This is a genomic window from Sphingomonas naphthae (genome assembly GCF_028607085.1).
In the GTDB taxonomy this organism is placed as follows: Bacteria; Pseudomonadota; Alphaproteobacteria; order Sphingomonadales; family Sphingomonadaceae; genus Sphingomonas_Q; species Sphingomonas_Q naphthae.
Genome location: NZ_CP117411.1, coordinates 3,297,658 through 3,312,500, shown reverse-complemented (window position 1 = coordinate 3,312,500; position 14,843 = coordinate 3,297,658). Strand labels below are relative to the sequence as shown.

Here is a 14,843-nt window from a genome sequence, read left to right as displayed (position 1 = left end):
CGTACCTCTTGCATAATGGGTCTGTGACTTAATCTATCAAGCAAGCTTAAGCCGTTAGGTGTAGGCGCAGCGAAAGCGAGTCTGAATAGGGCGCTTCAGTTTGATGGATTAGACCCGAAACCCGGCGATCTAGGCATGACCAGGATGAAGGTGGGGTAACACCCACTGGAGGTCCGAACCGATTAACGTTGAAAAGTTACCGGATGAGTTGTGTTTAGGGGTGAAAGGCCAATCAAGCCGGGAAATAGCTGGTTCTCCGCGAAAACTATTGAGGTAGTGCCTCGGATGAATACCGTTGGGGGTAGAGCACTGGATGGATGCGGGGGTCGCGAGATCTACCAACTCTAACCAAACTCCGAATACCAACGAGTAATATCCGGGAGACAGACGGCGGGTGCTAAGGTCCGTCGTCAAGAGGGAAACAGCCCTGACCTACAGCTAAGGTCCCCAAGTCGTGTCTAAGTGGGAAAGCATGTGGGATTTCCAAAACAACCAGGAGGTTGGCTTAGAAGCAGCCATCCTTTAAAGAAAGCGTAACAGCTCACTGGTCTAAATAAGAGATCCTGCGGCGAAGATGTAACGGGGCTCAAGACACGCACCGAAGCTTAGGGTGTGGATTTATCCACGCGGTAGCGGAGCGTTCCGTAAGCCGGTGAAGCCATCTGGTAATGGGTGGTGGAGGTATCGGAAGTGCGAATGCAGACATGAGTAGCGATAAACAGGGTGAGATGCCCTGTCGCCGAAAGACCAAGGGTTCCTGCGCAAGGCTAATCCGCGCAGGGTGAGCCGGCCCCTAAGACGAGCCCGAAGGGGGTAGTCGATGGGAACCACGTTAATATTCGTGGGCCTGGTGGTGTGTGACGGATCACGTGTGTTGTTCATCCTTATCGGATTGGATGGGCTTCGAAGTGGTTCCAGGAAATAGCCCCACCTTATAGACCGTACCCGAAACCGACACAGGTGGTCAGGTAGAGTATACCAAGGCGCTTGAGAGAAGTGTACTGAAGGAACTCGGCAAATTGCCTCCGTACCTTCGGAAGAAGGAGGCCCCATATATGCGCAAGCACTTATGGGGGGCACAGGCCAGGGGGTAGCGACTGTTTAGCAAAAACACAGGGCTCTGCTAAGTCGGCTTCAAGACGACGTATAGGGTCTGACGCCTGCCCGGTGCCGGAAGGTTAAGTGGAGATGTGCAAGCATCGAAATGAAGCCCCGGTAAACGGCGGCCGTAACTATAACGGTCCTAAGGTAGCGAAATTCCTTGTCGGGTAAGTTCCGACCTGCACGAATGGCGTAACGACTTCCCCACTGTCTCCAGTACATGCTCAGCGAAATTGAATTCTCCGTGAAGATGCGGAGTACCCGCGGTTAGACGGAAAGACCCCGTGCACCTTTACTGCAGCTTCAGAGTGGCATTAGGAAAGAACTGTGTAGCATAGGTGGGAGGCTTTGAAGCGTTGGCGCCAGCTGACGTGGAGCCATAGGTGAAATACCACCCTGTTGTTTTCTGATGTCTAACCTCGAACCATGAAACTGGTTCAGGGACCCTCTGTGGCGGGTAGTTTGACTGGGGCGGTCGCCTCCCAAAGAGTAACGGAGGCGCGCGAAGGTTGGCTCAGGCCGGTTGGAAACCGGCTGTTAGAGTGCAATGGCATAAGCCAGCCTGACTGCGAGACTGACAAGTCGAGCAGAGACGAAAGTCGGTCATAGTGATCCGGTGGTCCCTCGTGGAAGGGCCATCGCTCAACGGATAAAAGGTACGCCGGGGATAACAGGCTGATAACCCCCAAGAGCTCATATCGACGGGGTTGTTTGGCACCTCGATGTCGGCTCATCACATCCTGGGGCTGGAGCAGGTCCCAAGGGTTTGGCTGTTCGCCAATTAAAGTGGTACGTGAGCTGGGTTCAGAACGTCGCGAGACAGTTTGGTCCCTATCTGCCGTGGGCGTCGATATTTGAGAGGAGTTGACCCTAGTACGAGAGGACCGGGTTGAACGTACCTCTGGTGGACCTGTCGTCATGCCAATGGCGCAGCAGGGTAGCTATGTACGGACGGGATAACCGCTGAAAGCATCTAAGCGGGAAGCCTCCCTCGAGATAAGATATCTTAGAGCGGTCGAAGACCACGACCTTGATAGATCGGATGTGGAAGTGGGGTAACCCATGGAGCTAACCGATACTAATTGCTCTATTCGCGCTTGAGAGCCCCACCATCAATGACAGGACTGAAAACGCCCTGACATCGACAGGTGGCTGACCCTCAGCATAGTGATCCCGCACGATTTCACACCCAACGCACCGCGCTGGCCCCATTGCTTGGTGGCCATAGCGTCAGTGACCCACCCGATCCCATCCCGAACTCGGCCGTGAAACCTGTCCGCGCCAATGGTACTATCGCTTAAGCGATGGAAGAGTAGGTCGCCGCCAGGCATTGAAGCCAGCGCACCAGTGCACACAGAACCCATCCACAATCTCGAAGCCTGAACAGGCCGCCCCAAGCCGGAGTATCCCTCCCGCCAAAGGCGGCCTTTCCGGCCTTCTGGAACACCCTTCCAGAAAACACCCAGTGTCGCGGGGTGGAGCAGCCCGGTAGCTCGTCAGGCTCATAACCTGAAGGTCACAGGTTCAAATCCTGTCCCCGCAACCAATCCTTCCCAAATCCACACTACCCCAAACCGCCCCAGGCCCTCCTGCGGCGGTATTCTCTTGCCCCCTTCCCGTGCCTCCCCGCCCCCGAACCACACGCCAGATCCCCACACTACCCAGAATGTCGATTTGATTTCGGGGATGTTCTCAGGGCCGCTGCTGCCGGCGACACCGCCGGAGACAAACCCCCGACTCCCGTCGCGATTTCCACCCCTTCAAACGCCCGGCTGGATCATTTGTGACCTGCTCCCCGTTTTCATGCCGCTGATAAGTTAGCTTCGGTGTCCTCATGCCCCTGGCGGGGGCGGTTGGTAAACTCGGCGGGCGCCATGCCGCCGAGGCTGCTGTGCGGACGCACGGTGTTATAGTCTGTCCGCCATGCCTCGATGATCCGTCTCGCCGCAGCCAGCGAGGAGAACAGGTGCTCGTTCAGGCACTCGTCGCGCAAGCGACCATTGAAGCTCTCGACAAAGCCGTTCTGCTGCGGCTTGCCCGGCGCGATGTAATGCCACTCCACGCCCGTGTCCTGGCACCAGGCGAGGACGGCGTGACTGGTCAGTTCGGTCCCGTTGTCGCTGACCACCATGCATGGCAGCCCACGACGCTCGGCGATGGCCGTCAGCTCCCGCACGACACGCCGCCCTGACAGCGAGGTATCGACGATGCAGGCCAGGCACTCCCGGCTGTAGTCGTCGATGACATTGAGCAGGCGGAACCGCCGGCCGCAGGCCAATGCATCCGACACGAAGTCGAGCGACCAGCGCTGGTTGGGTTCCTGCGGAATCGCCATCGGCGCCCGCGTGCCCAACGCTCGTTTTCGGCCGCCGCGCTTTCGCACCGTCAGCCGCTCCTCGCGATACAGCCGGTACATCTTCTTCAGGTTCATGCCCTTGCCTTCACGCCGGAGCAGGACCGCCAGCCGGCGATAACCGAACCGACGACGCTCGTTGGCGATCTCGCGCATCCGTTCGCGCACAGCGTCGTCCTTCCCGCGAAGCGGCTCATATTGCCATGCCGACCGGTTGACCCCGATCAGTCTGCAAGCGCGACGCTCGGAGAAGCCGTGGTCGGCCATCAGCTTCTCCACCGCAGCGTAGCGATCCACAGACCGGGTCAGTTTTTTCCCAGCAGATCCTTCAGCGCCGACACGTCCAGCATCGACTCCGCCAGCAGCTTCTTCAGCCGACGGTTCTCATCCTCGAGCGTGCGCAACCGCGCCGCCTCCGACACGGTCATGCCGCCGTACTTCGCCTTCCAGTTGTAGAACGTCGCATCGCTGATGCCATGCTTCCGGCATAGCTCGGCGGTCTTCACGCCCGCCTCGTGCTCACGCAGCACGCCAATAATCTGGTCCTCGGTAAAACGGCCTCGACGCATCGCTCGTCTCCATCTGACGAGCTAACCTACCAATGGCATGATTTCCGGGGAGCAGGTCATTTGCGAAAGGGCCTTGGATCCCATGAGATGCAAAGGTCCATGTGAGTCCTACACCCCGGCGCGAGTGTGCGTACGCTATCAGCTTGTCGGTTAATGGCGTCGGGGGCGTGGGTTACCGGCTCGATGCAGAAAAAGTCTTCTGCTGGCGGGATATAGAGATGGAGGTATTCCGCGCCGGTCGCATTCACGGTGATCGCTCGCTTGCCATCTTGGATCCCGGCGCGACCATTCCAGCCAGCGTGACAATTATCGACCAGCTTGCGGCGATCGACCCTGTCGCCGCGCGCCCAAATGCCAAAATGGTGCCCCGGCACGAATTTGGTCGGCAACATCGCGGCGTCGGTCAGCCATGTGCCTTTGACGTCCATCTGGAGTTGCGTCTCGGAATCTCGCAGAAAATACGGGTGGAAACCCAGCCCGGCCGGCATCCGACGATCATCGCACGAGCGCAGCGTAAGAGCGATATGAAGGCCGCCCGCCAGCACGATCCGCTGCTCGGCGGCGAAGGACCATGGCCAGTCCGCTTCGGCGGCGTGGTCGAGCCGCAAGGTCACCGATGCGGCGTCGTGCCGTTCGACCTGCCATTTCCGCCCCCAGCCGACGCCGTGCAGCGGATGGGGATGATCGCCGAAATTGGGGGGCAGGGTGATGGTCTGGCCATCGAAGGTGAAGCGCCCGTGCGCGATACGGTTGGCGTAAGGGACGAGGGGGAAGCAGGCGGTCTGGAGCGGATCGGTCGCGCCGGGCGGGGTCGGGCGCAGGATGTCGCGGCCGCCGTAGCGGAGCGAGCCGACCGCGCCGCCCAGGGCTGGCAGCAGGGTCGCCTCCCAATCCCCCGCCGCCAGCCGTTCGACCTTCACCCTTCCATCTCTTCCAGTTCGCGGCCGCGCGTCTCGCGGACGAGGGCGCGGACGAAGAAGAAGGAGGCGAAGGCGCTGAGCGCGTAGAAGCCGTAGGTCGTGGCGAGACCGACGCCGGCGGCGAGCGCGGGGAAGCTGACGGAGATGGCGAAATTCGCCGTCCATTGCGCGAAGCCCGAGACGGCCAGCCCCGATCCGCGGATCTGGTTGGGGAACATCTCGCCCAGCATCACCCACATCACCGGGCCCCAGCTGAGGTTGAAGAAGATGACGTAGAGATTGGCCGAGACGAGCGCGATCCGGCCGATATCGTCGCCCATGGCGAGCGAGCCGTTCACCGTCGTCGCGGTCGAGAAGCAGAAGGCCAGAACGGCGAGCGTGGCGGCCATGCCGGCCGATCCGAGCAGCAGCAGCGGGCGGCGACCTAGCCGCTCGACCAGCCAGGCGGCGGCGAAGCAGGCGAGGATCGAGAGGCTGCCCGACAGGATGTTGATGAGCAGCGCGTCATTCTCGCTGAACCCCACCGACTGCCACAGCACCGCGCCGTAGTAGAAGACGATGTTGATGCCGACGAACTGCTGGAAGATGGCGAGGCCTATGCCGGCCCACACGACCCGGCGGACCTTGCCGGTGGCGGGATCGAGCAGGTCGCGCAGGCGCGGGCGATGATCGACGGAAAGCGAACCGGCGATCTCGGCCACCTTGGCGTCGGCGGCGTCCGACCCGAACAGGCGGGTCAGCACCGCGCGGGCGTCTTCCGTGCGGCCGCGCAGCATCAGGAAGCGGGGGCTTTCGGGGATCAGCGCCAGCGCCGCCAGATAGGCGGCGGCGGGGATGACCTGCATCCAGAACATCCAGCGCCACGCCGGCAGCCCCAGCCAGAAAGGCGCGAGCGATCCGCCCGCCGCCTGCGCCAGCGCGTAATTGGCGACGAACGCCCCGGTGAGCCCGGTGATGATCATGATCTGCTGGATGCTGGAGAGGCGGCCCCGGATCGCGGCCGGGGTCACCTCGCTGATGTAGACCGGGGAGAGCACGCTGGCGGCGCCCACGCCGATGCCGCCGATGAAGCGGGCGAGGATGAAGGTGGCCGATCCGCCTGCCGCGCCCGCGCCCAGCGCGGAGACGATGAACAGGATCGCGGCGATCTGCATCACCCGGCGGCGGCCCATCCGGTCGGCCAGCCGCCCGGCGAGGAAGGAGCCCACCGCGCAACCGATCAGGATCGCGCCGACGTTGAGACCGGTGCCGAGCTTGGACAGGTCGAAGGCGCGCTCCAGCCCCTCCTGCGTGCCGTTGATGACGCCGCTGTCATAGCCGAACATGAAGCCGCCGATCGTCGCCGCCGCGACGATCAGGATGATGAAGCCGGTATTCGCCCGCTGCTGATAGCCCATTGCGATCCTCTCTTGTTCGGTCATGCGGCGATGCGGATCAAGGGTGTCGCCAGCCCCGGCACGTCCACCGTGAAGGCGAACAGGTCGCCGGCAAGGGGCTGTGCCGCCAGCGCCGCCGCGTCCAGCCCCTTGCGCGCCGTGGTGGCGTAAACGGTGGTGAGATCCGGGCCGCCGAACGCGATCTTGGTGACGTTGGCGACGGGGAAGCGCATCGTTTCGATCAGTTCGCCGGTGGGGGCATAGCGCCGCACGCCCCAGCCGCCGAACAGGCCCGTCCAGACGCAACCTTCGGCATCGACGGCGGGGCCGTCGGGATAGCCGTCGGCGGGGTCGATCCGCGCGAAGGGGCGGGGCGCGCCGACCGTGCCGTCTTCGGACACCGGCGCCGCGTGGACGACCCCGCCCAGCGTATCGGTGTGATAGAGGGTGCGGCCATCCGGCGAGAATGCCGGGCCGTTGGTGATGACGACCGGGGGCAGGCCGCTGTCGATGATGCCGGCATCATCGAAGCGATAGAGGCGGCCCGACGCTTCGGCTTCGCCATTGTCCATGCTGCCGAACCACAGGCGGCCCGCGGCATCGACCGTCGCGTCGTTGAGGCGGTTGCCGGGGCGGTCGGGCTCGACGGCGAGGAACGGGGCGAAGCCGCCCCCACCCGGATCGAAGCGCCACAGCCCGTCCTGCAACCCGGCCAGCAGCGTGCCGTCGTCGGCGGGCAGCGCCCAGCCGATCTCGGCGGGCGCGTCCTGGCTGGCGAGCGCGCCCGTCACCGGATCGAAGCGATGCAGCCGCCGCCCCTTGATATCGACGAACCACAAAGCCCCACGCGCCACGTCCCACACCGGCCCCTCGCCGAGCGTGGCGCCGACGGCGCAGACGGGGCGGAGGTCGCGCGCCACCATCAGCGCCAGCCCGCGTCCACGAAATAATCGTGGCCGGTGCACATGCGGGCGTCGTCCGAGGCGAGGAACAGCACCAGTGCGGCGACGTCGGCGGGCTGGACCCGGCCGTCGAGGCATTGCTGGGCGATGATCTCGGCCTCGCCCTCGGGCGTGTACCATTTCTCCTGCCGGGGCGTCTGGACGTTGCCGGGGACGATCGTGTTGACCCGGATGCCCTCCCGCCCGAGATCGCGGGCCAGCGCGCGGGTCATGCCCTCGATCGCCGCCTTGGCGGTCTGGTAGAGGACCAGATCGGGCAGGCCGAGGTGCCAGCTGATCGATCCGAAGTTCAGGATCACGCCACCCCCGGCCTGTCGCATCATCGGCACCACCGCCCTGGCCGCGAAGAATTGGTGGCGCAGGTTCACCGCGAAGCGATCCTCCCAATAGGCGGGGGTCACCGCGTCGATCGTGTGGCGATCGTCGTTGCCGGCATTGTTGATGAGGATGTCGATCCCGCCCAGCCGTTCCCCGGCGGCCGCGACGGCGCGGTCGAGCGCGGCGAGATCGGTGAGGTCGCAGCGCTCGAAATGCGGCACCGCCGCCGCGTCGGCCAGCCGCTCGACCAGCGCGCGCGACGGGCCTTCGGCGATATCGACGAACACCACCCGCGCGCCCTGCATGGCGAACGCCTCGACCAGCCCCTCGCCAATCCCGCTGCCGCCGCCGGTCAGGAACACGCGCTTGCCGGCGAGGCTGGGATAGACGGCGCGGGTGGGGGCGGGGCTGGTCATGCCGTGCATATCGATCCCTGTCATGCCCGCGCGAGCAGGCCGCGCGCGGCGAGGTTGCGCATCAGATCGGCCACGCCGAACCGCCATGGCGCCGCCGCCTTCGATGTGGTGACGATGTTGGTCAGCGTGCCGAGCCGCCGGCTGCTGATCGTCACCCGGTCGCCGATCCTGTGGGTGAAGCCCCGGCCGGGTTCGTCGCGATCCTGGATGGGGGCGAAGAGCGTGCCGAGGAACAGCGCGAAGCCATCGGGATAATCATGCTCGCTCATCGCCTGGCGCAGCAGCTCCTCGGGATCGCGGCTGATCTGCGCCATGTTGCTGCGGCCTTCCAGCACATAGCCCTCCGGCCCCTCGATCCGCAGATCGACTTCGGCCGCGCGCACGTCGTCCATGGTGAAGCCATCGTCGAACAGGCGGATCATCGGCCCGATCGCGCAGGACGCGCGATTGTCCTTCGCCTTGCCGAGCAGCAGCGCCGATCGCCCCTCGAAATCGCGCAGATTGACGTCGTTGCCGAGCGCCGCGCCGATCGCGCGGCCATCGGCGCCGCACACCAGCACCACCTCCGGCTCGGGGTTGTTCCAGCCGGAATCGGATCGGATGCCGATCTGCGCGCCGGCGCCGACGGTGGACAGGATCGGCGACTTGGTGAAGATCTCCGCATCCGGCCCGATCGCCACCTCGAGATATTGCGACCAGAGGCCTTCCTCGATCAGCGCCTGTTTCAGCGTGGCGGCCTCGTCGCTGCCCGGCACGACCGATCGGATGCCCGATCCCACCCGCGCCTCCAGCTTCTCGCGGATCGCGACCGCCGCGCCGCTGTCGCCACGCGCCCGCTCCTCGATCACCCGCTCGATCGCCGAAACCGCGAAGGTGACGCCGGCGGCCTTCACGCAATGGAGGTCGACGGGGCTGAGCAGCGCCGTCTCCGCCAGAAACGCCTCGGCCTCGTCGATCGCGCCGAGGCCGCGCTCGACTTCGCCGCCGGGGTATAGCGACACGGTCGGGCAGACGGGGGTGAGGTCGTACACCTGCCCCCGCGCGATCAGGATAGGGGTCGGGCCTTCGCCCAGATCGGCGCGGCCGAGGAAGCGTCCGGCACGCCAGTCAACGGGCAGCAGCGCGGCGATGCTCATCGCACGGCGCCTTGCGAAACCGGTTCCGGCATATCACTCTCCATTATTGATAGCGCTATCAATGTTAGTCGTCCGATGGGTCGAGACAAGCGAAACCTTGGGGGCGAACGAAGCGTCACCGGAAATATCGCGCCATGAAATCGGCCATCGCGCTCAGGTCTTCGGGCAGGATCCGGTGGCCGCCGTGGTGGGTGAAGATCGAGAGCCGGCCGGGCCGGCCGAGCAGGGCGTAGACCGGCCTTGCGGCGCGGGCGGCGTCGATCTCGCCCTGCCAGTCGGACCAGGCATCGGTGTCGCCGTTGACGAGCAGCATCGGGCGCGGCGCGATCAGCGCCAGCAGGTCGTGGGCATCGACCGGCAGTCCCGATGGATCGGCGCCGTAGCTGCCGTAGCGGGGCGCGAACCAGTAATGATAGCGGCTGGGGGCGGCGATATCGGCGATCGTCTCGCCGAAATCTCGCCGGCTGAGCGCCGCACCGCCCTCGCCCGAAATCATCGGCACGACCAGCGCGAAGCGCCGGTCCTGCGCCGCCGCCCACAGCACCGCCTTGCCGAGCCGGGACGCGCCCGAAAGCGCGATGCGGTGGCCATCGATGCCGGGCTGGCGGCGAAGCGCGTCGGCGACCCGCCCGATGCCCCACGCCCACGCGCCGATCGCTCCCCATTCGCCCGGCGCGCGGGGGTTGCCGACCCCGCCCAGCGCCGTGCGGACGCCGAAGGCCGCGCCGCCGTCGAAATCGGGCTCGATGTCGCAATAATAGACATGGGCGACGGCGAAGCCGGCCTTCAGGAAGGGTCGGGGGTCGAAACCTGTCAGCAGCACCGTCGCCTCGCGATCGGGCACGCGGCGGCGGGCGCGGATGTCCCAGGCGCCGCTTTCGTCGATGCCGGCCTCGCCTGCCATCAGCGCGTTGGGCGCGAAGCCCAGATGCAGCATGACGGGCACCTTCCCCCGCGCGGCGGCGGGGCGGTAGAGCAGCACGCGGATGGTCGCCGCGCCGATCGCCAGGCGAAGCTGGGTTCGCGTGGCGAGACCCGCCAGCGCGGGCGCGTCGCGTTCGGCGACGGTGACGCGCGGCTTGGCCGTCGTGTGCGGCGTCACGCCGAATTGGTGCCGCGCGAACAGGTCGAGCAATTCGGGCCGCCGCGTCCCCTCCCACGAAGCAGCCGACGTGACCGGCCGCCCGTCCTGCCGCCGCAGCGGATCGGGCAGCGAGTAGGCGCCGACCTTCGCCTCGTCGCGATTCCAGGCGCGGGCCTGGCCTACCAGCGCCGGCGGCTGGGCGATCGCCTCGATGGGCATCAGGGCGACGGCGGCCATCGCGGCGAGCCTAGCGGCGTTCGGTCGTGGCGCGGACGAAGCGGATCGGCGCATCATACTCCCGTGCCACCTTCTCGACATAAGCGGCGAAATCGACCGCGGTGCGTGGCCCCGCGCCCTCGCTCCAGCCGGCCGCCAGCAGATAGTCGAAGCGCAGATCCGGTGTCGGCGCAACCAGCATGAGATGGTTGCCGCCCCGGAGCGGCGAGAAGAGATATTCGGGCTTCAGCGCGTCGCGCACCACCAAGGCGGAGCCCGCATAAGCCACTTTCATGCCGGGCTGCGCCGCCTCCAGATCGTCGGGGTTGCGGATCACTTCGGGCGCGGTGCTGAGGACCATGCCGCCGCGCTGCACCTTCAGCGTCTCGCCGATCCGCTGGCGAATGCCGACCGCGAACCGCGCCGCCTTCCGGTCGGCGGGGGCAAAATCGGTGAAGCGCACCGTCGCGGTCGAATAATCCTGTCCGGCGTAAGCGGTATAGGTCTGTTCGAGCGCGTAGCGGCCGTGGCCGCTGTTCCAGTTCATGGTCCTGATGCGGACGGTGCTGCGCAAGGGGCCGTTGGCGATCAGGCCGTAGGCGTAGCGCGTATCGCCGACCGGACCGGCGTTGAAATTGCCCGTCTCGGGCGCCCTGGGCGTGAAGCGCGGGCGGCTCGGCACGTCGGGGTGGGCGGGATCGTCCATCATGGCGATGCCGCCGCCGCCGAAACTGTCGGACACTTCCATGATGTCCGATCCCAGCCCCGGATCGATCAGCGACACGGCATAGCCGTCGAGATTTTCCATGTAGAGCCGGTTGGCCATCAACTGCGGCTTGCGCTTGGCGTAGACGTCCGCGTCGGTCGGATACCAGAGCTTCCAGCCGACATTGCCGCTTTCCCAGAACGGCACCGAGTGGCGCATGTAGCTGCCGATCCCGGCATGGGTGCGATGCGGATTCCACCCGCGTGACTGGCGGCCGAGATAGATGTGGAAGGCGCGCGTCTCACCCGGCCTGAAATCGGCCATGAAGAACAGTTCGTCCCACAGCCCGTCCTGATCGAGATCATCGAGTTGATAATCGATCGCGTGGCCGCCGGTCTCGGCGAGCCGCCCGTGCGCGCCCTCGAGCGCGCGCTGCCGGGCGGACGGCGGCGCGATCGGCGTACCCGCCGGATCGACCAGCGTCATCGACAGTTCGTGGACGTCGGCCAGCATCGGCAGATCGGCGCGGCGGATCGTGACGGGGCTGTTCCCCCGCGCCTCTCCCAACGGATTGGCGACGAGGATCGTGACCCGCTCGACCGGCTTGAAGCTGTCCTGCGTGTACCATTGCACCGGCTGGCAGGTGGCGGCGCTCGCCGTGAAGGCCGCCAGCAGCGGCATGATCCTGCCTCTCATGCGTTCCTCCGCTGATGGTCGGCGAAATCGAAAAAAGCGGCGCGTCGGCGGCCTGTCCCCCAGGGACGCCGCCGCGCCGCCCATCCGCGATCAGAGCGACCAGCGCAGCCCGGCGATGAACTGCCGGCCGGTGTGGGTGATGGTGCTCTGCCGGTTGGTCACATCGACGAACTGGTCGTTGAACTGATCGGTCAGGTTGATGCCCTCGATCGTCAGCTTCAGCCGCTCGTTGATATTGTAGGAGATCTGGGCGTCCACGTTCACCGACGAATTGACGCCCTGATAGGATTGCCCCTCGGTGCTGGGCACCGCCGTCAGGTAACGCGAACGATAGGCGACCGAGCCACGGATCGCGAATTTCTTGGTCTCGTAATAGACCGTGCCGTTGGCCGCCCATTTCGACAGGCCGAGCAGCGGCTCGGTCACCGTCTGGCCCGCCGTGCTGGTGATATATTCGATGTTGGCGCTGACGTAGGTGACGTTGCCCAGCACGCCGAAGTTGGAGAGGATGCCCGGCAGGAAGGTCAGCGGCTGCTGGATGTTCAGCTCGGCGCCCTTCAGCTTGCCGCCGGGCGAATTGACCGGCTGCGAGCGGGTGAACACGTCGGTCGGCACCGCCGTCGTGCCGTTGAGCAGCGAATCCGGCAGGCCGAGCGAGCGATAGGGCACCAGTTCGCTGAAGCTCTGCGCGAAGGAACTGATGTCCTTGTAGAACAGCGCCACGGCATAGACCGAACCGCGCGTCGGATACCATTCCACCGCGAAATCGAGGTTCTTGGATTCGGTCGGCAGCAGATCGGGGTTGCCCGCGCTGAAGGTGCGGCTGCCGCCCGCGACACTCAGATTGCCGCCCGGCGAAAGCTGGGCGATGTTGCTGCGCGCCATCGTCTTGGCGGCGGCCAGGCGGGTCAGCAGGTTCGGCGTGATATCGAATACCAGATTGGCCGAAGGCAGCCAGCGGTGATATTTGCGCGTGGCGGGCACGAGGCTGGCGGTGGTGCCGAGGCTGACGTAGCCGGTCGAATCCTGGGTCGTCTTGACGTAGCGCAGGCCGAAATCGCCGCGCAGGGGGATGCCGATCCCGCTGTCGCCCAGATCGAATTCGCCCATGCCCCAGAAACCGGTGTTACGCTCGCGCGCGGTGATGAACTGGCCGCGCGCCGCCGGCACATCCACCCCGCCGACCGCGTAGAAGGGGTTGTTGCCCGCATCGACCAGCCGCATGAACGCCTGCACGTCGATCGCGGTCCAGCCGGTCGGCGTGCCGGCAGGCAGGTTGATGCCCTTGCCGAAGCCGGTGAACTGGCGGACGACGCTGGCGAATTGCGCGGCGGACAGGTTGGGCGTCACCGTCTCGCCCAGCACACGCTGGCCGCCGGTCGCGTCATATTTGAAGTCGCGATAATCGACGCCGGCGCGCAGCTTGAGCGCGTCGATCGCCTTCCATTCGAGGAAACCCTTGGCGTTCTTGAAGCTGTTGTCGACGGTCTGCGGCCGCAGGCGGATCTCCGACGTGCCGTTGATGATCGAGAAAGTGCTCGCCTGCGAGATATCCACGCCCGGCACCACCAGCGGGAAGCGCGAGGAATAATCATATTTGAAGTTGGCGGTGTTGACCGCGTCGATCGTGACGGTGTTCTGCACCGGATTGCCGAACGAACTGTCGGCATAGCCCACCATGCCGACGAACTTCAGCCGATCGCCGAACTTCTGTTCCAAGTTCGCATTGACCTGATAGAAATCGGTCTTCAGCTCGTCGTAACGCGACTGGATGCGCAGATCGACATTGTCGAACGTGCCGCGAATGATGTTGCGGTTGGCGTCGATCGTGGCTTCGCGGATGATCGTCTGGGGCTTTCCCGTGCCGGATCGGCTGAAGCTGAGCGCGCCCAGCGACGATTCCTCGCGCGTGCCCTGTAGCCGTGAATAGAGGCCGTCGATGGTGAGGAGCGTGCTGTCGGACGGGCGGAACTGGATCGATCCGGCGGCGCCGAGGCGCTTCTGGTCGATCTCGTAGCTCGACAGGCCGGGGATGCGCGGGTGGAACAGCGCGTTGTCCAGGTTCGAGCTGTTGATCTGCGCGGCGGTGTAGCCGGCGATGGTGGAGGCGGGGCTGAAGCCGCCGTTGAAGCCGCCGAAGGTCCAGCGCGTATTGTTGGCGCCTTCCTCCTTCAACACGCGCTCCTCGTAGCTGACCGACATCAGCACGCCGAAGCTGCCGTCGCTGGTGGTGGTGCTGACGAGCGCGGAGAGGCGCGGCGTCGCCTTCTCGGCGAGCGTATTGTAGCTGGTCTGGGCCGAGAAGACGGCGGTCGGCTTGTTATAATCGAACGGGCGCGAGATCTGGAGATCGACCGTGCCGCCGAGCGAGCCTTCCTCGACGTCGGCGGTGGCCGTCTTGCGGACCGCCAGGCTGTTGAACAGGTCCGACGAGAAGACGTTGAAGTCGAAGCCACGACCGCGATTGGTGCCGCCCGAGGCGTCGGTGCCGCCGCTGGTGGCGATCGCCTCCATGCCGTTGATGCGGACGCGGGTATATTCGGCGCCGAGGCCGCGCACCGTGACGTTGCGACCCTCGCCGTTGACGCGGCTGATGGTGACGCCGGGGATGCGCTGGAGCGATTCGGCCAGATTGAGATCGGGGAATTCGGCGGCGTCCTCGGCCTTGATGACGTCGATCGAGGCGGACTGCGACCGCTTGATGCCGAGCGCGCTGTTGAGGCTCTGGCGGAAGCCGGTGACGACGATCTCGGCGGTTTCGGGCTCGGCCGGGGCGGTCGCCGGCGGGGCAGGCGGGGTCGCCGGCGCCTGCTGCGCCAGCGCCGCGCCGCTCGCACAGAGCGCGAGAAGCGCGGTGCCGGCGCGGAGGCCGCGAACGATGCCGTGATGTGATGTCATACTACCTCTCCCCTGTTGCTCGCTTTCCGCGAGATTGAATTATGGTATCGCTACCATTTCTGATTTGTGCTATGCCTCATTCGGCAATGATC

The 14,843-nt window shown here is 65.3% G+C and carries 9 protein-coding genes, 1 tRNA gene and 2 rRNA genes (1 of these 12 running past the window's edge); 3 read left to right on the top strand and 9 right to left on the bottom strand.

Annotated features, from left to right (window positions below):
- From PQ455_RS15955 to PQ455_RS15945, 3 genes are all read left to right on the top strand, one after another.
- A 23S ribosomal RNA gene (locus tag PQ455_RS15955) occupies nucleotides 1-2,203 on the top strand; it begins 588 nt to the left of the window's first position.
- Nucleotides 2,204-2,315: 112 nt separating this feature from the next.
- Nucleotides 2,316-2,430, top strand: a 5S ribosomal RNA gene (gene rrf / locus PQ455_RS15950).
- 140 nt (nucleotides 2,431-2,570) lie between these two features.
- A tRNA-Met gene (locus PQ455_RS15945) sits at nucleotides 2,571-2,647 on the top strand.
- 255 nt (nucleotides 2,648-2,902) lie between these two features.
- On the opposite strand, the gene PQ455_RS15940 is transcribed toward PQ455_RS15945, so the two are convergent.
- The 9 genes from PQ455_RS15940 to PQ455_RS15900 form a co-directional block, all read right to left on the bottom strand.
- A protein-coding gene (locus PQ455_RS15940) for an IS3 family transposase (protein WP_273686543.1) occupies nucleotides 2,903-4,023 on the bottom strand; the annotation gives its coding sequence in 2 pieces (ribosomal slippage) (nucleotides 2,903-3,774 and nucleotides 3,774-4,023; 1,122 coding nt in all).
- Between the two features lie 56 nt (nucleotides 4,024-4,079).
- On the bottom strand, nucleotides 4,080-4,943 hold the full coding sequence (locus PQ455_RS15935; protein WP_273687084.1) for an aldose 1-epimerase: 864 nt from the start codon (nucleotides 4,941-4,943) through the stop codon (nucleotides 4,080-4,082).
- Complete coding sequence (locus tag PQ455_RS15930; RefSeq protein ID WP_273687082.1) at nucleotides 4,940-6,340, bottom strand: sugar porter family MFS transporter; 1,401 nt, start codon at nucleotides 6,338-6,340, stop codon at nucleotides 4,940-4,942. The genes PQ455_RS15935 and PQ455_RS15930 overlap by 4 nt, the downstream gene beginning before the upstream one ends.
- Nucleotides 6,341-6,360: 20 nt before the next feature.
- On the bottom strand, nucleotides 6,361-7,242 hold the full coding sequence (locus tag PQ455_RS15925; RefSeq protein ID WP_273687080.1) for an SMP-30/gluconolactonase/LRE family protein: 882 nt from the start codon (nucleotides 7,240-7,242) through the stop codon (nucleotides 6,361-6,363).
- A complete protein-coding gene (gene xylB / locus PQ455_RS15920; RefSeq protein ID WP_273687078.1) occupies nucleotides 7,242-8,015 on the bottom strand; it encodes a D-xylose 1-dehydrogenase in 774 nt (257 codons plus the stop codon). Before xylB ends, PQ455_RS15925 begins: the two co-directional genes overlap by 1 nt.
- A 20-nt stretch (nucleotides 8,016-8,035) precedes the next feature.
- Complete coding sequence (locus tag PQ455_RS15915) at nucleotides 8,036-9,151, bottom strand: fumarylacetoacetate hydrolase family protein (RefSeq protein WP_273687076.1); 1,116 nt, start codon at nucleotides 9,149-9,151, stop codon at nucleotides 8,036-8,038.
- A gap of 115 nt (nucleotides 9,152-9,266) precedes the next feature.
- Nucleotides 9,267-10,472, bottom strand: a complete 1,206-nt coding sequence (locus tag PQ455_RS15910) for an alpha/beta hydrolase family protein (RefSeq protein ID WP_273687074.1) — start codon at nucleotides 10,470-10,472, stop codon at nucleotides 9,267-9,269.
- Nucleotides 10,473-10,482: 10 nt separating this feature from the next.
- Nucleotides 10,483-11,853, bottom strand: coding sequence for a DUF4861 family protein (locus PQ455_RS15905; RefSeq protein ID WP_273687072.1), 1,371 nt, complete (start codon nucleotides 11,851-11,853; stop codon nucleotides 10,483-10,485).
- A 90-nt stretch (nucleotides 11,854-11,943) separates the two neighbouring features.
- A complete protein-coding gene (locus PQ455_RS15900; RefSeq protein ID WP_273687071.1) occupies nucleotides 11,944-14,751 on the bottom strand; it encodes a TonB-dependent receptor in 2,808 nt (935 codons plus the stop codon).
- Nucleotides 14,752-14,843 lie beyond the last annotated feature (92 nt).